Here is an 18,333-nt window from a genome sequence, read left to right as displayed (position 1 = left end):
GGGCACGATACGGTTCTCAGAATCGGATTGTCCTCGCAGGTCGCTCACAGCGCACCTTCGATCTTCGGAACCCCGTCGTTCGAGACGACGGCGAAAAAAACGCAACGCTCGACGCGGGCATTGGCGGCGCCCACCAAGCGAGTTCCGCAGCGAAGCGAGGACTGTTTGAGCGACTGGGCACCGCCAATGCCCGCGTCGAGCGCGGAAAGCCTACTCATCGTCCGTCTCGAAGGTCAGCTTGTCGAAGTCGATCTTCTCCACGAGGCCGAAGCCGCTGGCCATGGCCTCGGCGAGCATCTGCTGGGCCGCATCGGAAGCGGCTTCCTCGCGCGGGCTGTCCGCAACGACCACCGCCTCGTCGTCCAGCTCGAATTGCACGCCGTCGAGCACGTCGGCCGGCTCGGCGTCGAGCCGAGCGTCCTCGGCGACGAACACCTCGTCGCGTGTGGCGCTCAGGCGCTCGCGGATGAACGCGCGCGTGTCGTCGTCGGGCGCGAACTGATCGAGGTCGGGCAGGTCGGCAGTCGAGCGCAGGCCGAACTTCTCGAGGAACGCGCGCGTGGTGGCGTAGAGCGTGGGGTTGCCGGGCGCGTCGGCCACGCCCGCCTCGCGCACGAGGCCCTTCTCCACGAGCGAGTTGATGGAGCTGTCCGAGTTCACGCCGCGCACCGACGCCACGCCCGAGCGCGTCACCGGCTGCAGGTACGCCACGATGGCGAGCGTCTCCATGGCCGCCTGCGACAGCTTGCGCGTGTCCCACGACAGCACGTAGCGCTCGATGAGCTCGTGGTAGGCAGGATGCGTGTACAGCCGCCAGCCGCCGGCCACCTCGCGCAGCTGGATCCCGCGGTTCTCGCCTTCCAGCTGGTCGCGCAGCTCCACGAGCGCGCGCTCCGCCTCGGCCGGCTCCACCTCCAGCATATCGGCCAGCGCGATGGTGCCCACCGGTTCGTCCGTGACGAACAGCATGGCCTCGATAGCCCCTTTGAGCTGGTTTTCCTGCAAGCCTTGGAACATGGGCCTAATCCTCCCCTACCGAGGTGAGCGCGTCGTCGCCCGTGAGCACGAGCTCGCCCGACCCTTCGATGTAGCGTATGTCGATGTCGCCGAACAGCTCGTCCTGCTCGATCTTCACCATGGCGCGCTTGTACAGCTCGAGCACGGCGAGGAACGTCACCACCACCACCGGCACGGGTGTGCGCTCGTCCACGAGCTCGCTGAAGCGCAGCGTCTTCTTGTTCTGGATGCGCTGATGGATGGCGCGCACGTGCACTTCCACGGGGATGGGCTTCGCGGCGATGTGCTCCGACTCCAGCAGGAACACGTCGCGCCGCGCGAAGGCGCGCGCGGCCAGCAGCGCCAAGCCGTCGAGCGTGACGTCCTTGAGGTAGTCGGGCATGAGGTTGAGGAAGCACGCGTCGGGCCCGAACGGGCGCGGATGCATGCGGCCCTCCGACACGAAGCGCATGTGCAGCGCGCTGGCGGCGTTCTTGTACTGCTTGTACGCCAGCAGGCGCTCCACGAGGATGTCGCGCGCCTCGCTCGGCGCGAGCTCGTCGAACTCGTCCTCAACCGCGTCGCGCTCGCGCGGCAGCAGGCTCTCGGCCTTGATCTCGAGCAGCGTGGACGCCACCAGCAGAAAATCGCTCGCCACATCGAGGTCGAGGTTGTCCATGCGCGACACCTCGGCGAGGTACTGGTCGGCGATCTGCGTGATGGAGATGGCCCCGATGTCCACCTTCTGACGGCTGACCAGGTACAGCAGCAGATCGAACGGCCCCTCGAAGCTGTCTATGCGAACCTTGTACGACACGCCTCGGCCCCGCTACCCGCTGAAGGAGAACAGCAGGTCGAACACGTTGCCGGCCGTCGCGTCGAGGTAGATGCCAATGGGGTTGAAATGCAGCACGTACGGCACGAGCAGCACCACGATGAGGAACACCGGCATCGCGTAGCGCTGCACCTTGTAGTACTGCGGCAGGTACTTCGCCGGCAGGAAGAAGGCGAAGATGGACGAGCCGTCGAGCGGCGGGATGGGCAGCAGGTTGAAGAACATGAGGTACAGGTTGATGAGCGAGAACATGGGCAGGAACAAGGTGAGGAAGTAGTAGAAGATCTCGTTCTGCGCGAGCTGGTTCACGGGCAGCACGAGCATGATGACCGTGTACACCGCCGCTCCCAGGACGGCCAGCACGAGGTTGGCCGCCGGGCCCGCCAGCCCCACGATGAGGTCGCCCTTGCGCGGGTCCTTAAAATAGGCGGGGTTGTACGGCACGGGCTTCGCGTAACCGAACACGGGCATGTTCATCGCCATGAGCAGAAGCGGCATGATCACCGTGCCGAAGGGGTCGATGTGCTTGAGCGGGTTGAACGACAGCCGCCCCGCGCGCTTGGCCGTGGGATCGCCCAGCTTGTAGGCGGCGAAGCCGTGGCAGGCCTCGTGGCACACGATGGCGGGGACGAAGCTTAGGATGGAGCATATAAGGTAGGGTATCGAAATCATAGTGCCGACCAGTTTACCGCAACCGCACGGGACGCCGTGCGCAGGGAGGGAAACTTCACAAGGAGCGAACGCCGCCCGAGGCCCTACGGTCCGCCGAGCATCTTCGCTCCGAAAACACGCTACAGGCGCTGTGGCGTGTTTTCGGAGCGAAGATGCTCGGCGGACGTCGCCGCTGAAGAACGTTTTCCCGCCGCTCGTGTCGCACGGTTTCCGCGCTCGGTGCCGGAGGGGCCTTTCGCCGTCGGGGCGGTTCAACGCACCGGGGCGTGCATGATACGCTTCATGCACGATTTCCCGATCACACGAAGGAGCCGCCGCCATGTCCGAGACATGCCACAACCCCGTTCTCGCAGGCCAGACCGCCGTCATCACCGGAGGCGCATCCGGCATCGGCAAGAGCATCGTCCAGCGTTTCCTGGAGGCGGGCGCGAACTGCCTGGCCGCCGACCTCAACGAGGAGGCCCTCGCCGCGCTCAAGCAGGAGTTCGCCGCGTACGGCGACAAGCTGGACGTCGTCAAGGTCGACGTGTCGGACCGCGACGCCGTTGAGGGCATGGTCGACCGCGCCGTGCAGACGTTCGGCCAGATGGACGTCATCGTGAACAACGCCGGCATCATGGACAACCTGCTGCCCATCGCCGAGATGGACGACGACGTGTGGGAGCGCCTGATGAGGGTGAACCTCAACAGCGTCATGTACGGCACCCGCAAGGCCGTGCGCTACTTCCTCGACCGCGGCCAGGGCGGCGTCATCATCAACACCGCATCGCTGTCGGGCCTGTGCGCCGGGCGCGGCGGCTGCGCCTACACGGCCTCGAAGTTCGCCGTCGTGGGCCTGACGAAGAACGTCGCGTTCATGTACGCCGACACCGGCATCCGCTGCAACGCCATCTGCCCCGGCAACACGCAGACGAACATCGGCGTGGGCATGCGCCAGCCCAGCGAGCGCGGCATGGCGAAGGCCACGACGGGCTACGCCGGCGCCACCCGCTCCGGCACTCCCGAGGAGATATCCGCCGCCGCCTTGTTCCTGGCCTCCGACCAGGCCGGGTTCATCAACGGCGAGACGCTCACCATCGACGGCGGCTGGAGCGCGTACTAGGAAGCCGCCGCGCCGCGCGTTCGGCCCTCCTCCGCCGGGCGCGCGGCCAGACGCGCTGTTCGTGGCAGAAAGTCGGAGAAATTCGTCGCGTTGCACCGCAACGCGACCGCTCCCCTACCACACGCGAGGCGCCCACCTGCGAAAACGAGATCAAGCGAGGGCGAGGCCGGATGCAAGCCCGCCTTCGACAGCGAAAACCGACGAATTTCTCGCCGAACCTGCCACGAACGCCACGCAGACGCAGAAGGGCCCGCTACGAATAGCGGGCCCTTCGCACAGGTCGCTTCCGGAGATCCGCCCTATGCGTTCTCGCGCTCGAACTCCTCCATGAACTTCACGAGGGCCTCGACGCCTTCGCGGGGCATGGCGTTGTAGATGCTGGCGCGCATGCCGCCGACGCTGCGATGGCCCTTGATGCTCTCGATGCCGACCTTTTTCGCCTCGGCGACGAACTTCGCGTCCAGCTCGTCGCTTCCGGTGACGAACGGCACGTTCATGATGGAGCGGTCCTCTTTGCGCGCGGTCCCCTTGAACAGCGCGCTCTGATCGAGGAAATCGTACAGCAGCTGCGCCTTCTCCACGTTGCGCTGCTTCATGGCCTCGAGGCCGCCCTGGGCCTTGAGCCACTGGAACACCTTGCCGCACATGTAGATGCCGTACGCGGGCGGCGTGTTGTACAGGCTCTTCGCGTCGACGTGCGTGTCGTAGCGCAGCATCGTGGGCGTGCCGGGAAGCGGCTCGGACACGAGGTCGTCGCGGATGATGACGATGGTCACGCCGGCGGGGCCCACGTTCTTCTGCACGCCGCCGTAAATGAGGCCGTACTTCTCCACGTCCATGGGCTCGGACAAGAAGCACGACGACACGTCGGCCACGAGCGGCTTGCCGTGGGTGTCGGGCAGCTCGTGGTACACGGTACCGTAGATGGTCTCGTTCTGGCAGATGTAGACGTAGTCGGCGTCGTCGGACAGCTCGAGGGCGCGCACGTCGGGCACGTAGCTGAAGTTCTCGTCCTCGGACGAGGCCACGCAGCGCGCATCGCCGAAGATCTTCGCCTCTTTGAACGCCTTCTTCGACCACGAGCCGCTGACGACGTAGTCGGCCACCTTGTTCTTCATGAGGTTCATCGGGATCATCGCGAACTGCGTGGACGCCCCGCCCTGCAAGAACAGCACATGGTAGTTCTCGGGGATGCCCATGAGGTCGCGGATGTCCTGCTCGGCGGCCTCCATGATGGCGGCGAACGGCTTGGAGCGATGGCTCATCTCCATGACCGACATGCCCGAGCCCCGGTAATCGAGCATCTCGTCGGCAGCCTCGCGCAGCACCTCCTCGGGCAGCACCGCGGGACCGGCGGAGAAGTTGTACACTCGAGCCATAGGAACGACCTCCTTGATACGTGCGCAGATAATGCGCTTAAGTATACCGCGCGGCCGAGCCCGTTGCACGCTTTATCCCGCTAAAGCGGAGAAAGCGCGCGCGGGCGGTCGTCAGCGAACAGCGTCGGCGTTTGCCGGCCAAACTGTCGGCCCAAACACGCGCTTTTTCGCCCGAAACCGCGTGTTTGGGCCGACACTGCGGTCGGGTGCCGTTACACGAGTCCCGGCCAGCCTTGCTGGCGGAGGGCTTCGTAGGTCGCCACCGCCACGGCGTTGCCGAGGTTGAGGCTGCGCAGGCCGTCGCGCATGGGGATGCGCACGCAGCGCTCGGCGCGCTCGTCGATGACCTCCCGGTCGAGGCCGCGGCTCTCGCGACCGAACACGAGGTAGGAGCCCTCGCCGTAGGCCGCATCGGCGAACGAGCGGGAAGCATGGCCGGTGAACAGATGCAGCTCCTCGCCGTCGCACGCCTCGAAGAACGCCGCGGCGCACGGCCAGCGCACGATGTCCACCTCGTCCCAGTAGTCGCATCCCGCGCGCGCCAGGTTCTTCTGGCTCAGCCGGAACCCCATCGGCTCCACGAGGTGGAGCCGCGCGCCCGTGCAGGCGCACGTGCGCGCGATGTTGCCGGTGTTCTGCGGAATCTCCGGCTCCACCAGCACGATGTTCAACGGGCGGGAGATCACAGCGCCTCAGCCTGCTTCGCCATCTCCTCTTCCAGCTCCTCGGTGAGCAAAAACCACTCCTCCTCGGCGGCGGCCAGGCGGGCTTTGAGCTTCCCGTGCTCGGCTATGGCGTCGGACGAGGCATCCTCGTTCACGTAGAAGTTCGGATCGGCCATGAGCGCGAGCAACTCCTCCATGCGCGCGTTGTCGCGCTCCATCTGACGGTCGAGCTCGGCGATGCGCTTGCGGTGGTTCTTGAGCGCGGCGTAGGCGCGGTTGCGCGCCTCGGCTTCGCGGCGCTTCTGCTCCTTGGTCTTGGGCGAGCTCGCGCGCGGGGCGGTCAGCTCCGTTTGGGGCGCAGCGGCCGCAGGCGCGCTGGCGGCAGGCTTCGCCTTCGACCCTTTGGGCTCCTTGGCCTTCCCCGCCGCCTTCGCCTGCCGATCCTCGTCGAGCATCTCGTCGACGAGCGACGGCCCGCTCGGCCCGTCGCCGTCCAGCTGCCCGCTCTTGAACAGGTAGTAGTCGTAGTCGCCGTCGTAGTTCGTCGCTTTGCCGGGCTCGATCTCCACGATGCGGTTCGCCACCCCGCGGATGAGATGCCGGTCGTGCGTGATGAACAGGATGGTGCCCTCGAACGCCTTGAGCGCCTGCTCGAGGATGTCGGCGCTCGCTATGTCGAGGTGGTTCGTCGGCTCGTCGAGGCACAGCAGCGGGCGCGGCGCCACGAGCATCTTCGCCAGCGCGAGACGGCTCTTCTCGCCGCCCGACAGCACGCTGACCTTCTTGTCCACCGCGTCGCCCGTGAACAAAAACGCGCCCAAGAGCGTGCGCACCTGCGAGATGCTCCACCCCGGAGCCACGTGGTCGAGCTCCTCGAACACGGTGTTGCCGGGATGCAGCTCTTCCAGCTGGTGCTGCGCGTAGTACGTCTTCGACACGTGCACGCCGTACTCGATGGAGCCCGCGTCGGGCTCGATGGCGCCGGCGATCATCTTGAGCAGCGTCGACTTGCCCGCGCCGTTGGGGCCCACGAGCGCGATCTTGTCGCCGCGGTACATGGTGAAGTCGAAGCCGTCGTACACCGCCTTGTCGCCGTAGCGCTTCACGAGGCCGCGGGCGCGCACCACCTCGTCGCCCGTGCGCGGCGGCTGCTTGAAGTTGAACTTGACGGTCTTCTTCTCCTCGGGAAGCTCGATGCGCTTGATCTTCTCGAGCTTCTTCACGCGGTCCTGCACCTGCTTGGACTTCGTGGCCTTGTAACGGAACTTCTCGATGAAGGCCTCCATATGGGCGATCTCCTCGGCCTGCCGTGCGGCTTCGGCGCGCAGGCGCTCGAGGCGCTCCTCGCGCGTCTTGAGGTAGGCCGAATAGTTGCCTTTGTAGAGGTTGACCTGGCCGTTGTCCACTTCTGCCACGCGATCCACCATGTTGTCCATGAAGGCGCGGTCGTGGCTGACCACGATGACCGTGCCGGCGTAGCCGCGCAAAAAGCCCTCGAGCCACTTCACGCTCTCCAGGTCGAGGTGGTTCGTGGGCTCGTCGAGCAGCAGCACCTCGGGGTTGCGGATGAGCAGCTTGGCCAACGCTATGCGCATCTGCCAGCCGCCCGAGAACTCGGTGGTGGAGCGCGCGAGGTCGCCCTCTTTGAAGCCGAGGCCGAACATGACGCTCTTCACCTTCGCCTCGATGGTGTAGCCGCCCAGCACCTCGTAGGCGTCGCGGGCGCGGCCCGCAGCTGCCAGCTGCTGCGGCGTGGGGTTCTCGCCCAGCTCGGCCTCGAGCTTGTGCAGGCGGCGCTCCGCCTCGAGCACCTCCACCTGCGATGACATGACCTCCTCGAAGATGGGCTGGTCGCACATCTCGATGGCCTCCTGCTCGAGGTAGCCCACGCGCGCGCCCTTCGCGAACAGCACGCGGCCCTCGTCGGCGTCCTCGGCCCCCGAGATGATGTTGAGCATGGTGGTTTTGCCGGCGCCGTTCGGGCCCACGAGCGCGAGGCGCTCGTACTCCTCGAGGCGGAACGTCACGTCGTGGAAGAGCTGGCGCCCTCCGAACGACTTCGAAATATGTTCGAGCTGCATGATCATGATGCGTGCGTGCTTTCTGCTTGCGGTTCGGTGCATGGCCGCGCCCGTAGGCGCAACTTGTCTATGATACCGGAAGAAGCCGCTTGTGGCGAAGCGGCTTCCCCGTTCCCAGAAAGCAACTACATCGGAGGCCGGGCGACGGAACCGGCACGGCCTTGCCGAGCGGCGCGCCCGCCTCGCCGCGCCCGCCCGGTAGACCTACGCGAGCGCGGCGTACTCCTCGTCCGACACGGGCTCGAGCCACTCGTTCGACGCGCCCTCGGCCGGCACCGCGATGGCCACGTGCGAGAACCAGCTGTCGGGCGCCGCGCCATGCCAGTGCTTCACCTCGGGAGGGATGCTCACCGCATCTCCCGGCCTCAGCTCGCGCGCCGGCGCGCCCCATTCCTGATAGTAGCCGCGCCCGCCGGTGACCAGCAGGATCTGGCCGCCCTCGTGATGCACGTGCCAGTTGTTGCGGCACCCCGGCTCGAACGTCACGTTGCTCACGCCCACGCCCGCATCCGCGTCCGCGAGCGGCGCGAGGTAGCTCTGCCCCGCGAAATACGCCGCGTAGGCGTCGTTGCGCTCCCCCAGCGGGAACACCGCCGCCGGGCCCAGGCTCTCGTTCATGTCCATATGCCTCGTCCTCTCGTCTTGGATGTCTGACGGGCTCCATCCTATTCCTTCGAGTTCACTCCAAGTCAAGAGGTTGTATGAACCGAGTCCGGATTCAACCGATCGCTTGACTTGGAGTGCGCTCCATGTGCTTCAATGCACGTACGAGGTAAGGAGCATCCCATGAAGATTGCCGAAGTGAGCAAAGAGTACGGGCTTTCCGCCGACACGCTGCGCTACTACGAGCGCATCGGCCTGCTGCCGAACGTCACCCGCACGGCGAGCGGCATCCGCGATTACAGCGAGCAGGATTGCGCGCGCGTGCAATTCGTGAAGTGCATGCGCGGCGCGAACGTGTCCATCGAGGCCCTCATCGAGTACATGGCGCTGTTCGAGGAGGGCGACGCGACGCTCGAAGCGCGCAAGGCGCTGCTCGAGGAGCAGCGCGACCTCGTGCAGCAGCGCATCGCCGAGATGCAGGCCGGGCTCGACCGCCTGAACTACAAGATCGACAACTACGAGCAGACCATCCGCGAAGCCGAGAAGAAGCTGCGCGGCTGACGAGAGCACCGCGGATGAGGCGGGCGCGGGTTCCGCGACAATAAAAAAGCGGCCCCTCGGGGCCGCTTCGCTTGCTCGTGCAAAAAAGCGCTTAGAGCACGCAGACCTGGGTGGCCTGGCTCTTGCCGTTGGAGCCGGACGCGATCACGAACTCCACCTTGGCGTTTTCGTCGAGGCTCTTGTAGCCGTCGCCCTGGATCTCGCTGAAATGGACGAACAGGTCTTCGCCGTTCTCCTGGGAGATGAAGCCGTAGCCCTTGTCAGCGTTGAACCACTTAACCGTACCTTGAGACATACCAAACCTAGCTTTCCACCCCGAAGGGCACATACCGGCAACGCGCATCCATACGCGACGCTCCCGTAGACAGGCGACGTGTTGTCGCGCAGCTCACTATACGCGCTATCCCGGCGAATACGGAGGGCGCGCGGGTAATAGATGCGTGCACACACGATCCACACGCAGGCCTCCGACGAAAAAAGGAGGCCAGACGATGTCTGGCCTCCTGCAAGTTCATGGCTCCCCGGGTAGGATTCGAACCTACAACCCTCCGGTTAACAGCCGGATGCTCTGCCGTTGAGCTACCGAGGAATGTGCGCCCTTGATTGCGCAAGTGAAGATTATACCGGAACCTCATCTTTTCGCAATACCGAATTTTGGAAAATCGGGCACCTGCACGATTTTCGTCGATCCGGCCAGGTCGTGCGCATAAACCGCCTTAGTACACCATGTTCATGGCCGCCCGGACCTCGTCGAGCGTGGCGTTCGCGATCTCGTTCGCGCGGCGGTTGCCCTCGTGCAGCACGTCCTTGATGTAGTCCATGTCGCCGGAGAGCTCGACGCGACGCTCGCGGATAGGCGCCAAGAACCCGTTCACGCTTTCGGTGACGTACTTCTTGAGCGCGCCCGATCCGCCGTCGCCGATCTCCTCGGCGATCTCCACCTCGGTGCGGCCCGTGCACAGCGCGGCCGTGGTGAGGAGCGCCGACACGCCGGGACGGTTCTCCTTGTCGTAGGTGATCGTGCGGTCGGCGTCGGTCTTCGACTTCTTGATGAGCTTGGCCGTCTCCTCCGCGGTGAGCGACAGGCCGATGGCGTTGCCGTAGCTCTTGGACATCTTGCGGCCGTCGAGGCCGGGGATTTCCACCGCGTCGTTCAGCACGCCCTCGGGCTCGGGGAACACGTGCCCGTAGCGCTCGTTGAAGCGACGCGCCACCTGACGGGTCTGCTCGATGTGCGGCAGCTGGTCCTTGCCCACCGGCACGATGTTGCCCTTGCAGAACAGGATGTCGCACGCTTGGTGCACGGGGTACGTGAGCAGAAGGCCCGTCAGCGCGTGGCCCGACGCGTCCATCTCCGATTTCACCGTGGGGTTGCGCAGCAGCTCGGATTCGGTGACCAGCGACAAGAACGGCAGCATGAGCTGGTTGAGCGCCGGCACCGCCGAGTGCGTGAAGATGATCGTCTTTTCCGGGTCGATGCCGCAGGCCAGGTAGTCCACCACCATGTTGTAGACGTTGTCCTGGATGTGCTCGGTGGTGTCGCGGTCGGTGATCACCTGGTAGTCGGCGATGATGATGCGCGTGGAGATGCCCAGGTCCTGCAGCGCGACGCGCTCGCGGATGGTGCCGAAGTAGTGGCCCAGGTGCAGACGGCCCGTCGGGCGGTCGCCGGTGAGCATGGTGTACTTCTCGGGATGGACGGGAAGGTCGGCGCGGATCTCGTCGGAGCGCTTGCGGCTCGCTTCAAAACTGTCGATGCTCATGGTATCGGTTCTCCGTTGATCTCGGTTCCTCGTATGGCGGTTGCATCGACCCAGTATAGCGGTTTTCGCCGCTCAGTACAGCAGCCCGAGCGCGCGGGCCTCGTGCGACAGCTCGTCGCGGACGTCGGGGTGCGCGATGGAGATGAGCCGCTTCGCGCGCGTGGGGACGTCGCAGAAGCGCAGGTCGACGCAACCGTATTCCGTGCAGACGAGGTGCACGTCGGCACGCAACGTGGTGACGACGCTGCCGGGCGCGAGCGCGGGAACGATCTTCGACACGGGGCCCGCGCTCGTGCGCGCCCTGCTGGCGAGCGCCACGAACGACATGCCGCCCTTCGACGCGGCCGCCCCGCGCACGTAGTCCACCTGCCCGCCCGTGCCCGAGTACTGGCGGCTGCCGAAGCTTTCGGCGCACACCTGCCCCGTGAGGTCCACCGCGATGGCCGAGTTCACCGACACCATGTCGTCGTTCGCGCGGATCGCGTCGAAGTCGTTCACGCGCTCGTAGGGCTCGAAGAGCACCGTGGGGTTCCGCTCGATGAACGCGTGCAGCTGCGGCGTGCCCACGGCGAAGCCCGCCGCCGACACGCCGGGCAGGTGCGTCTTGCGGCTGTTGTCGACGATGCCCTCGCGCTGCAGGTCGGCCATCACGTCCGGGAACATCTCGCTGTGCACGCCGAGGTGCTTCTTCGAGCGCAGCCCCTGCCCCACCGCGTTCGCCAGTCCGCCGATGCCCAGCTGGATGCATGCGCCGTCCCGCACGCGATCGACGACGTGCTCGGCGATCTTCAGCTCCTCGGGCGTGGGGGCTGCCGGCGCGATGGGCGCGAGCGGCTCGGCGTGCTCGACGACGGCGGCCAACTCGGACACGTGGTAGTCGTGGGCGGTGCCGTTCACCGCCGGCAGGCAGGGGTTGATCTGGGCGACGATGGCGCGCGCATGGCGCAGACCCGCCGGCGTGAAGCCCAGGGGGCCGATGTTGCACCTGCCGTGCTCGTCGGGCGGCGTCATCGGCACGATGGCCACGTCGGGACGCACGAAGGCCAGGTAGCGCTCGGTGTTGCTGAGATGCAGGGGCACGTAGGTCGCCGAACCGGCCCTCATGCCCGCACGCTCGTTCGCGCCGTGGAAGAACGACCGGTAGCGGAAACGGCTCTCGGGCACCGCGAGGCGATCGAGCCCCAGGTCGCCGTTCGTCATGTTGCCGTGCAGCTCGATGCCCTCCACCTCGCCAGCCAGCACGCGCCGCAGCAGCGCTTCGAGGGTATGGCGCGCCACGTCAAGGCCGCCGACGAACACCTTCGACCCGCTCGGCGCGAAGGCGCGCACCGCGTCCTCGGCGCTCATGACCTTCCGCTCGTACTGCCGCTCCCAGGGTTCGCCCATGGCCTCGCTCCTCGACGTTTCCGCATCCGTCCTTCATTCTGGGCGCTGCGCTTCGAGGAATGAACCCATAAATCGACCGATTTGAGGAACGCCGGAAGCGCGGAAGGCCCCGCTGAGCGCGCTATAATCGCTTGCATGCGAAGCGCAGACGGTCACCGCGAGAAGAAGCAGGAGCAACCCCATGAACGAAGCCGTGCAGAACCTGTCCAAAGACGAGCTCGTCGAGCTGCTGGAGATCTACGCGAAGAACCTCATCGCGCTCGACGGCACATGGTTCCAGTCCATCGAGCGCGAGGACGGCATGGACGCGGCCGTGCACCACGACATCGAAGCATGGCGGAGGTTCAGCGCGTCGGAGGCGCGGCGCATCAAGAAGTTCTTGGGGCTTGGGGAACGTCCGGGCATCGAGGGGCTTGCGCGGGCGCTGGCCCTGCGCTGCCAGTCGGCTGCGAACGTGGACGAGATCGCCGTGGAAGGCGACGAGCTCGTGTACCGCATCGTGGACTGCCGCGTGCAGAACGCGCGCGAACGCAAGGGCATGGGCTTCCATCCCTGCAAGAGCGTGGGCGTGGTGGAGTACGGCGCGTTCGCGTCCGCCATCGACGACCGCATCGACACCGAGTGCCTCAGCTGCTACCCCGACATCGTGGACGCCACCTGCAACTGCGCCTGGAAGTTCACGCTAAAGGCGTGAAGACGCGAAAAAGCCGGCTGCGCAGGATCGTCGCGCAGCCGGCTTGCGGTTTCGTGGTGGGCCCAGCAGGGCTCGAACCTGCAACCAAGGGATTATGAGTCCCCTGCTCCACCATTGAGCTATAGGCCCGTAAAGCGTCTCGCTATTCTATCCCAAAACGCGCGCCGATGCCAAGAGGGTAACGAAGACCCGCCGGAAAACCAATTTCGGGAAAATTGGAAATTAGGCCTTGCGCGCATCCGGAACTACCGGTAAAATACTCAAACGTTGCGAACGCCGCAACCGAAACGGTCGCTTGGCTCAGCGGGAGAGCATCGCCTTCACACGGCGGGGGTCACAGGTTCAAATCCTGTAGCGACCACCATGAATTCAAAAGCCTTCCTTCGGGAAGGCTTTTTTCGTTGCGATCCTATGCCTGGAAGGCTCGAAGCCTCCAGCACGTTACTAAGCGGGGTTTATCGAAGGATCGCACCCCCTGCGCTCGAGCTTCGCTTCGGGGCAGCGGCGGGCGAGCTCGGCGTAGAAGCGATCCTTGTCCCTGACGGCTATCATGAATTCGTCGTAGCCGATGAGCAGCTCGATGCGATCGATGGACGCCGCCAGGGAGGCCAGCGGGTTTCGCGTCTCGCGCGCGCGACGGATCTTCGCGACGGGATACGCCGCTTTCTGGAAGCCGAACACGACGAGGAGATTGCCCTCGCCGTCGAACTCGACGTAGTTGCGAAGGAGCGTGGGGATGATGAGGAGGTCGCAGAGGACGAGGCACAGCAGGCCGACGATGACGCCCGCAAGCGCCCCTTCCTTCGAAGGATCGGCGAGAAACGACGCGAGAGGCCACGCCAGCATGACGTTGACGCCCACCGTCAACGCGTAGTACCACCCGTCCACTTTCCCCGCGAACCTCATCGACTCACCCATGATGCTCCTTCAACAGGTCGGCATGCGTCTTCAGCGAAAGAGCGATGAGCACGGCGATGCCCAAAGCCGCCGCGATGCCGATGACCAGGCACGCCGTGCGCACCGCGTCGTCCTGTTGGGCGTAGTTCCACGCCCCGAAGCACCAAAAATCGATCGCGAGCAGGAAGATGGCCGCACCTGAGCGCCGAGCCTCCCGGCGAAACTGCGCCTCGCTCGGATTGAGCGCCAGAAAGTCGCTCCCCCCAGCGAGGATGTTGAAGCACCGCTGGTTGCCCGCGAACACGAACCCGCCGTACACGCACACGAAGATGCCGACGACGATCAGCGCAACGAACGTTTCCATGGTGCACCTACCTCATATTCAATCCGATGATCTTCATATCCTCGTCGAACGAAAACGTATACGTAATCGTCGCATTCTCGTACAGCGCAACGAGGGTGACCGCGTTCCCGGTTATTCCCATTTGGCTGATCTCGGTTGCATAGGCGTTTCCGAACGACTTGAAAGCGCCCCAATCGTCACCGAAAAGCGCATGCGCGTCGGCCATGGTCTGCTCGTTCAAACCTTCGACGGCTGCGTCGGCGATCAGCGGACGCATCTTGTCGTAATCGTCCTGCCCTATCACTTCGGCAACCTGTTGGGCGTAGGCGATCACCTCTTGCTCGGTCATTCCGACGCTTTGCCCGGCGGGGGCGGTTTTCGGAGACGCCCACCAGGTTGCCCCGCCGATGATCGCCGCCACGACGACCACGACGACGGCCGCGATCACGATCGCCTTGGTGCGCTTGCGCTTCTTGCCGGCGGCGAGCTCGGTTTCGGAGAGGTCTTCGTTGAACTCCTGCGCCACCTGGCGCGGGTCGCCCATGCGAGCCTCCACCTGCTCCCAAGTCTCGCCCGCGGACAGCGCCGCAGCGATGTCGGACTCGAGGTCGCGCACGAATTCGGCCTGCCGGGCCTTCGAGCACGCCAGACGCTTCGCAACCGCCTTCACATAGGATGTTTGGTTCATCGCTCCTCCTCCATGATCGACCGCACGTATCCGTCGAATTCGCTCCAGAGCTCGTACATCTCGCGCAGGGCGCCGCGCCCCTCGTCGGTGATCGCGTAGTACTTGCGCGCGGGCTCCTTCGCGGTGTGCGCACTCATGCGGCTCGCCACGAGACCGCCGTCTTCCAGCCGGTAGAGAATGGGGTACAGCGTGCCCTCCTTGAGCGCCAACGCCCCTTCGGTACGGTCGCGCAGCTCGCTGATCAGCTGATAGCCGTACTTCTCCTCGTGCTGCAGCAGCTTCAAGACGAGCATGTCGAGCGCGCCTTTCTTCATCTGCTGTGCGAACCGAAGCTGCATCACGTATCCCTCTCATAGGCACTTAGCAATACTAAATATATCTGATCTGCGGATACTATGCAATACTGAACCGATGGGCGGTCTTCCCCCCTTCGGCGCGGTTGTTCCCTTGTCGCGAACGGCGGCCAGCGATACAATCGAGAACATGAAATCTACCGCACTGCGTTTCGGGCTGCTCGCCGTCGGCGTGATCGTCATGACGGCCGGCATCGTCCTCGTCACCAAAAGCAACTTGGGAACCTCGCCCATCTCCTCGCTCGGCTACGTGCTGAGCCTGGCGTTTCCCGACGTGTCGTACGGCACGTTCATGTTCGCATGGAACTCGGCGCTCCTCGTCGGCCAGATCGCCATCCTGCGGAGGCGCTTCAAGGCGTTCGCGCTGCTGCAGATCCCCTTGTCGGTGCTGTTCAGCCTCGGCATCGACGGATTCAGCCAAGCGCTGTGGTTCGTGGCGCCCGACAACTACCCTGCGTCGTTGGCCGTGCTGGCCCTGGGCGTGGCGGTGCTCGCGTTCGGCGTGGCGTGCACCGTGGTGGCGAACGTGGTCATGAACTGCGGCGAAGCGTTCGTATGCGCCGTCACGAGCTCCACGGGGTGGAACTTCGGCCACACGAAGGTGGGCTTCGACCTCGGCTGCGTAGCGCTCGCGGCAGCTGCGTCGTTCGCGCTCATGGGAGGCCTCGCCGGCGTGCGCGAGGGCACCGTCGTGGCCGCGGCGGCCACGGGCTTTCTGGTGAACGCGTTCATCAGGATGATGGGCGGGGTGCGCCCGGCACTGGGGGAAGCGAAAAAGCGCGAGGAGGAACGTCCCCTCCCCCAGGGCGCGGAGTACAACCGCGCGGACTGAACAAGACGCGCCGAGCCCTTGCAACCAGGACACGGCGCGCACTGGGCGCGGCGGGAGCAGCGCAGACGGCAAGCCGATGCCGCGCCAAGAGGGAGGGAGGCCCTCCCTTCGAGTCAGGGGCCCTTATCCCCTTTTCACCAGGTAGCATTTGTGGATGCGGGGGTTGCGCTCGAAGTCGTGGGGGATCGTAGCCGCCGTTATGTCCTCGAGCGTGACGCCGTACTTCGCCAGCGCTTCCTCATCGGGCTTGAACGAGCGCAGGTTGCACGAGAACACGGCCTCGCCCTCCTCGGACAGCAGGCGCGACACGCCGATGAGCAGCTCCACGTGGTCGCGCTGCACGTCCCAGGTGCGCTTGCCCATGGCTTTCGAGTTCGAGAACGTGGGCGGATCGACGAACACGAGGTCGAAGCGCCGTCCCGTGCGGCGCGCCTCGGTGATCCACGCCATCACGTCGCCGCGCTCGAAGGTGTGCTCGTCGCCGTCGAACCCGTTGGCCGCCATATTGCGCTCGGCCCAGTCGAGGTAGGTCTGCGACAGGTCCACCGTCGCGGTGCTCTTCGCGCCGCCGCCGGCCGCATGCACGCTGGCCGTTCCCGTGTAGGCGAACAGGTTGAGGAAGCGCTTCCCCTCCGCCTTCGAACCCACGAGCTCGCGCGTCAGGCGATGGTCGAGGAACAGGCCCGTGTCGAGGTACCCGGCGAGGTCCACCTCGAGCAGGTAGCCGTCCTCGCTCACCTGCGTGACGTACGAGCGCCGTCCTGCCTCGCGGTACTGGCTGCCGCCCTTGTCGCGGCGGCGCACCTTCGAGAACACGTGGTCGGGACGCACGCCCATCACCACGGGCGCGAGCGCCAGCACGTCGTCGTAGCGGCGTTGCGCCTTGCCCGGGTCGATGGTCGAGGGGGCGGCGTACTCGGCGATGTGGAGGTACAGGTTGCCCTCGGCGTCGCCCGCTCCCGGGTACACGTCGATCGCCACGGCGTAGTCGGGCAGGTCGGCATCGTACACGCGGTAGCACGACACGCCCTCGCGGCGCGCCCACTTGCGGCGCTCCTTGGCCGTCTTGCGCAACCGCGCCGCGAACTGCTCGGACGACGGCTCCAGCACCTCCACCACGTGCTCGGCGCCGCCGGCGGAGTCGGGCACGATCACCTCGTGCGCCTTGACCGGCGGCTCGTCGAACACGGAGGCCTCGGTGGCCACTCGATCCTGGCCGAGCGTCGCATGGGCGACCGGCGCGCTGCCGAAGCGCGTCTCCACGCCCTCGCCGCCGGCCACCGCGAACGTCGATCCGGCCGGGGCCGCCGATGCGGCGCGCACGAACGCGGCCGCCTCGGCCTGGGCGCGCGCGTCGGATTGAGAGCGCTCGCCCGTCGGCAGCACGCTGGCCACCGTGCACGTCATCTCCTCGAGGCCGCGCACCTTGCCCGCAGCCGCGCACACGCGCCCCACCAGCTCGTCGACGTTCTGGGCGTCGGCCGGCTCGATGCTGACGGCCTGGCGCAGCCCCGCGCGCTTCGCGTGGGTGCGCGCCCGGGCGATGGCCGGCGACGACGTGGACGCGCCGGCGAAGCGCACGTAGGCCGGATCGGGCGGCGTCGATGCGGGGCCGTCGAGCGCGCCCGGGGCCGTCGCCGACGCGAGCCCGATCTCGAAGCGCTCGTCGGCGTCGTCGATGAGCTCGTTCCACAGCTCGGGCCGAGACTGCTTCCAGCCGAAGAAGCCCCAACGCTCGCGCGTCAGGCCGGGAGCCAGGTCGCACGCGATCGACGCCGCCTCCACCACGAGGAAGCCGTCTCCGCACGCCGGGTCCACGCATGCCTCTCCCCGGCTGCCGCGGGCGCGCCAGCCGGACAGGGCCAAGAGTCCGGCCGCGAGCGCGCACGACAGCGGCGCGTCGGCGCCGTCGTCGGGCGTGAGATAGGAGCGGCGGTACAGCGACTCCCCCGACAGGTCGAGCGAGACGGTGGCGCGCCCCTCGCGCACGCGCACGTCCACCATGGCGTCGGCGCAGGCGGCGTCCACGTCGGGACGCTCGCCGCGCACCTCGCGCAGGCGGTCGCATACCGCGTCCTTCACCTTGAGCGCCGTGAAGCGCGTGTTGCGCAGCTCCTCGTTCATGCCGTGGGCCTGCACGGCCATGCTGCCGCCCTCGACAAGGACGTTCTCCCACGGCAGACGCCGCACGCCCTCGTACAAAAGGTTGGCGTCGCCCGCGTTCACGCGCCCCACCACCACGAGGATGCGCGAGGCCAGCCGCGACCACAGGCACGCGGACAACGCATGGGGCACGTCGCAGAAAAAGGCGACGCCCCCGCCGAGGGGGCGCACGCGCTTGATTCCGAGGCGCTTCAGCTCGTCGGCGAGCGGGGCTTCCAAGCCCGAGAGGCAGCTTGCGAACAGCTCGAGGTTCTCAGTATCCATACAGCACAGGTCCAATCAAAGTCAGCGAGAAGCCCCCTCGTGCCGATAATCGGCCC

Annotated in this window: 19 protein-coding genes and 3 tRNA genes; 5 read left to right on the top strand and 17 right to left on the bottom strand. The window is 66.1% G+C overall.

What is annotated here, in order from left to right:
* Window positions 1-210: 210 nt before the first annotated feature.
* From scpB to C1A15_RS08955, 3 genes are read right to left on the bottom strand one after another with little or no spacing between them, the layout of a single operon-like run.
* A complete protein-coding gene (scpB, locus tag C1A15_RS08965; protein WP_101722244.1) occupies window positions 211-1,017 on the bottom strand; it encodes an SMC-Scp complex subunit ScpB in 807 nt (268 codons plus the stop codon).
* A gap of 4 nt (window positions 1,018-1,021) precedes the next feature.
* Complete coding sequence (locus tag C1A15_RS08960; protein WP_101722243.1) at window positions 1,022-1,813, bottom strand: segregation and condensation protein A; 792 nt, start codon at window positions 1,811-1,813, stop codon at window positions 1,022-1,024.
* Between the two features lie 12 nt (window positions 1,814-1,825).
* Window positions 1,826-2,503 (bottom strand): site-2 protease family protein, encoded by a 678-nt coding sequence (locus tag C1A15_RS08955; protein WP_101722242.1) that lies wholly within the window; start codon window positions 2,501-2,503, stop codon window positions 1,826-1,828.
* 319 nt (window positions 2,504-2,822) lie between these two features.
* On the opposite strand from C1A15_RS08955, the gene C1A15_RS08950 reads away from it, so the two are divergent.
* A complete protein-coding gene (locus C1A15_RS08950; protein WP_101722241.1) occupies window positions 2,823-3,605 on the top strand; it encodes a glucose 1-dehydrogenase in 783 nt (260 codons plus the stop codon).
* Window positions 3,606-3,904: 299 nt separating this feature from the next.
* Here the strand turns inward: C1A15_RS08950 and serC are convergent, their stop codons facing one another.
* The 4 genes from serC to C1A15_RS08930 all read right to left on the bottom strand — a co-directional run bounded on the left by serC (window position 3,905) and on the right by C1A15_RS08930 (window position 8,354).
* Window positions 3,905-4,984: a 3-phosphoserine/phosphohydroxythreonine transaminase gene (gene serC, locus C1A15_RS08945; RefSeq protein WP_101722240.1), complete on the bottom strand. Its 1,080-nt coding sequence runs from the start codon at window positions 4,982-4,984 to the stop codon at window positions 3,905-3,907.
* Between the two features lie 212 nt (window positions 4,985-5,196).
* Complete coding sequence (locus C1A15_RS08940; RefSeq protein ID WP_342746817.1) at window positions 5,197-5,670, bottom strand: tRNA (cytidine(34)-2'-O)-methyltransferase; 474 nt, start codon at window positions 5,668-5,670, stop codon at window positions 5,197-5,199.
* On the bottom strand, window positions 5,667-7,736 hold the full coding sequence (locus tag C1A15_RS08935; protein WP_101722239.1) for an ABC-F family ATP-binding cassette domain-containing protein: 2,070 nt from the start codon (window positions 7,734-7,736) through the stop codon (window positions 5,667-5,669). Before C1A15_RS08935 ends, C1A15_RS08940 begins: the two co-directional genes overlap by 4 nt.
* 198 nt (window positions 7,737-7,934) lie before the next feature.
* Window positions 7,935-8,354 carry a cupin domain-containing protein gene (locus C1A15_RS08930; RefSeq protein WP_101722238.1) on the bottom strand — a complete coding sequence of 140 codons (420 nt, stop codon included), beginning with the start codon at window positions 8,352-8,354 and terminating at the stop codon, window positions 7,935-7,937.
* A 162-nt stretch (window positions 8,355-8,516) separates the two neighbouring features.
* On the opposite strand from C1A15_RS08930, the gene C1A15_RS08925 reads away from it, so the two are divergent.
* The gene (locus tag C1A15_RS08925; RefSeq protein ID WP_101722237.1) at window positions 8,517-8,894 is read left to right on the top strand and encodes a MerR family transcriptional regulator; all 378 of its coding nucleotides are present in this window, start codon (window positions 8,517-8,519) and stop codon (window positions 8,892-8,894) included.
* Window positions 8,895-8,985: 91 nt separating this feature from the next.
* On the opposite strand, the gene C1A15_RS08920 is transcribed toward C1A15_RS08925, so the two are convergent.
* From C1A15_RS08920 to C1A15_RS08905, 4 genes are all read right to left on the bottom strand, one after another.
* A complete protein-coding gene (locus C1A15_RS08920; RefSeq protein WP_101722236.1) occupies window positions 8,986-9,189 on the bottom strand; it encodes a cold-shock protein in 204 nt (67 codons plus the stop codon).
* 219 nt (window positions 9,190-9,408) lie between these two features.
* A tRNA-Asn gene (locus C1A15_RS08915) sits at window positions 9,409-9,483 on the bottom strand.
* Window positions 9,484-9,610: 127 nt separating this feature from the next.
* Entirely contained in the window at window positions 9,611-10,657 is a 1,047-nt protein-coding gene (trpS, locus tag C1A15_RS08910; RefSeq protein WP_101722235.1) for a tryptophan--tRNA ligase, read from the bottom strand.
* 72 nt (window positions 10,658-10,729) lie between these two features.
* Window positions 10,730-12,043 carry an acetyl-CoA hydrolase/transferase family protein gene (locus C1A15_RS08905; RefSeq protein ID WP_101722234.1) on the bottom strand — a complete coding sequence of 438 codons (1,314 nt, stop codon included), beginning with the start codon at window positions 12,041-12,043 and terminating at the stop codon, window positions 10,730-10,732.
* A gap of 181 nt (window positions 12,044-12,224) precedes the next feature.
* Here C1A15_RS08905 and C1A15_RS08900 point away from each other — a divergent pair, with 181 nt between their 5' ends.
* Complete coding sequence (locus C1A15_RS08900) at window positions 12,225-12,737, top strand: DUF6125 family protein (protein ID WP_101722233.1); 513 nt, start codon at window positions 12,225-12,227, stop codon at window positions 12,735-12,737.
* Window positions 12,738-12,791: 54 nt separating this feature from the next.
* On the opposite strand, the gene C1A15_RS08895 is transcribed toward C1A15_RS08900, so the two are convergent.
* A tRNA-Ile gene (locus tag C1A15_RS08895) sits at window positions 12,792-12,866 on the bottom strand.
* A gap of 160 nt (window positions 12,867-13,026) precedes the next feature.
* On the opposite strand from C1A15_RS08895, the gene C1A15_RS08890 reads away from it, so the two are divergent.
* Window positions 13,027-13,101 (top strand) — tRNA-Val (locus C1A15_RS08890).
* Window positions 13,102-13,181: 80 nt separating this feature from the next.
* Here C1A15_RS08890 and C1A15_RS08885 read toward each other — a convergent pair.
* Genes C1A15_RS08885 through C1A15_RS08870 form a run of 4 tightly spaced genes read right to left on the bottom strand, consistent with a single transcriptional unit; the run spans window position 13,182 to window position 15,003 of the window.
* Window positions 13,182-13,655 carry a PH domain-containing protein gene (locus tag C1A15_RS08885; RefSeq protein ID WP_101722232.1) on the bottom strand — a complete coding sequence of 158 codons (474 nt, stop codon included), beginning with the start codon at window positions 13,653-13,655 and terminating at the stop codon, window positions 13,182-13,184.
* Entirely contained in the window at window positions 13,648-13,998 is a 351-nt protein-coding gene (locus tag C1A15_RS08880; RefSeq protein ID WP_101722231.1) for a translation initiation factor IF-2, read from the bottom strand. Before C1A15_RS08880 ends, C1A15_RS08885 begins: the two co-directional genes overlap by 8 nt.
* A gap of 7 nt (window positions 13,999-14,005) precedes the next feature.
* Complete coding sequence (locus tag C1A15_RS08875; protein WP_101722230.1) at window positions 14,006-14,665, bottom strand: DUF3887 domain-containing protein; 660 nt, start codon at window positions 14,663-14,665, stop codon at window positions 14,006-14,008.
* Window positions 14,662-15,003: a PadR family transcriptional regulator gene (locus tag C1A15_RS08870; protein WP_101722229.1), complete on the bottom strand. Its 342-nt coding sequence runs from the start codon at window positions 15,001-15,003 to the stop codon at window positions 14,662-14,664. Before C1A15_RS08870 ends, C1A15_RS08875 begins: the two co-directional genes overlap by 4 nt.
* 145 nt (window positions 15,004-15,148) lie before the next feature.
* Here C1A15_RS08870 and C1A15_RS08865 point away from each other — a divergent pair, with 145 nt between their 5' ends.
* Window positions 15,149-15,850 carry a YczE/YyaS/YitT family protein gene (locus C1A15_RS08865; RefSeq protein WP_101722228.1) on the top strand — a complete coding sequence of 234 codons (702 nt, stop codon included), beginning with the start codon at window positions 15,149-15,151 and terminating at the stop codon, window positions 15,848-15,850.
* 123 nt (window positions 15,851-15,973) lie between these two features.
* On the opposite strand, the gene rlmKL is transcribed toward C1A15_RS08865, so the two are convergent.
* Window positions 15,974-18,277, bottom strand: coding sequence for a bifunctional 23S rRNA (guanine(2069)-N(7))-methyltransferase RlmK/23S rRNA (guanine(2445)-N(2))-methyltransferase RlmL (gene rlmKL, locus C1A15_RS08860; protein ID WP_101722227.1), 2,304 nt, complete (start codon window positions 18,275-18,277; stop codon window positions 15,974-15,976).
* Window positions 18,278-18,333: the final 56 nt, after the last annotated feature.

Origin of the sequence: Eggerthella timonensis, assembly GCF_900184265.1 — a bacterium.
GTDB lineage: Bacteria > Actinomycetota > Coriobacteriia > Coriobacteriales > Eggerthellaceae > Eggerthella > Eggerthella timonensis.
This window is presented reverse-complemented; position numbering and strand designations above follow the sequence as displayed.

Coding starts and splice junctions, on each gene's coding strand:
- C1A15_RS08885 (WP_101722232.1), bottom strand. CDS start 13,655: ATGGGTGAGTCGATGAGGTTCGCGGGGAAAGTGGACGGGTGGTACTAC.
- C1A15_RS08935 (WP_101722239.1), bottom strand. CDS start 7,736: ATGATCATGCAGCTCGAACATATTTCGAAGTCGTTCGGAGGGCGCCAG.
- serC (WP_101722240.1), bottom strand. CDS start 4,984: ATGGCTCGAGTGTACAACTTCTCCGCCGGTCCCGCGGTGCTGCCCGAG.
- C1A15_RS08875 (WP_101722230.1), bottom strand. CDS start 14,665: ATGAACCAAACATCCTATGTGAAGGCGGTTGCGAAGCGTCTGGCGTGC.
- rlmKL (WP_101722227.1), bottom strand. CDS start 18,277: ATGGATACTGAGAACCTCGAGCTGTTCGCAAGCTGCCTCTCGGGCTTG.
- trpS (WP_101722235.1), bottom strand. CDS start 10,657: ATGAGCATCGACAGTTTTGAAGCGAGCCGCAAGCGCTCCGACGAGATC.
- C1A15_RS08865 (WP_101722228.1), top strand. CDS start 15,149: ATGAAATCTACCGCACTGCGTTTCGGGCTGCTCGCCGTCGGCGTGATC.
- C1A15_RS08870 (WP_101722229.1), bottom strand. CDS start 15,003: ATGCAGCTTCGGTTCGCACAGCAGATGAAGAAAGGCGCGCTCGACATG.
- C1A15_RS08880 (WP_101722231.1), bottom strand. CDS start 13,998: ATGGAAACGTTCGTTGCGCTGATCGTCGTCGGCATCTTCGTGTGCGTG.
- C1A15_RS08925 (WP_101722237.1), top strand. CDS start 8,517: ATGAAGATTGCCGAAGTGAGCAAAGAGTACGGGCTTTCCGCCGACACG.
- C1A15_RS08905 (WP_101722234.1), bottom strand. CDS start 12,043: ATGGGCGAACCCTGGGAGCGGCAGTACGAGCGGAAGGTCATGAGCGCC.
- C1A15_RS08950 (WP_101722241.1), top strand. CDS start 2,823: ATGTCCGAGACATGCCACAACCCCGTTCTCGCAGGCCAGACCGCCGTC.
- scpB (WP_101722244.1), bottom strand. CDS start 1,017: ATGTTCCAAGGCTTGCAGGAAAACCAGCTCAAAGGGGCTATCGAGGCC.
- C1A15_RS08930 (WP_101722238.1), bottom strand. CDS start 8,354: ATGGACATGAACGAGAGCCTGGGCCCGGCGGCGGTGTTCCCGCTGGGG.
- C1A15_RS08920 (WP_101722236.1), bottom strand. CDS start 9,189: ATGTCTCAAGGTACGGTTAAGTGGTTCAACGCTGACAAGGGCTACGGC.
- C1A15_RS08955 (WP_101722242.1), bottom strand. CDS start 2,503: ATGATTTCGATACCCTACCTTATATGCTCCATCCTAAGCTTCGTCCCC.
- C1A15_RS08900 (WP_101722233.1), top strand. CDS start 12,225: ATGAACGAAGCCGTGCAGAACCTGTCCAAAGACGAGCTCGTCGAGCTG.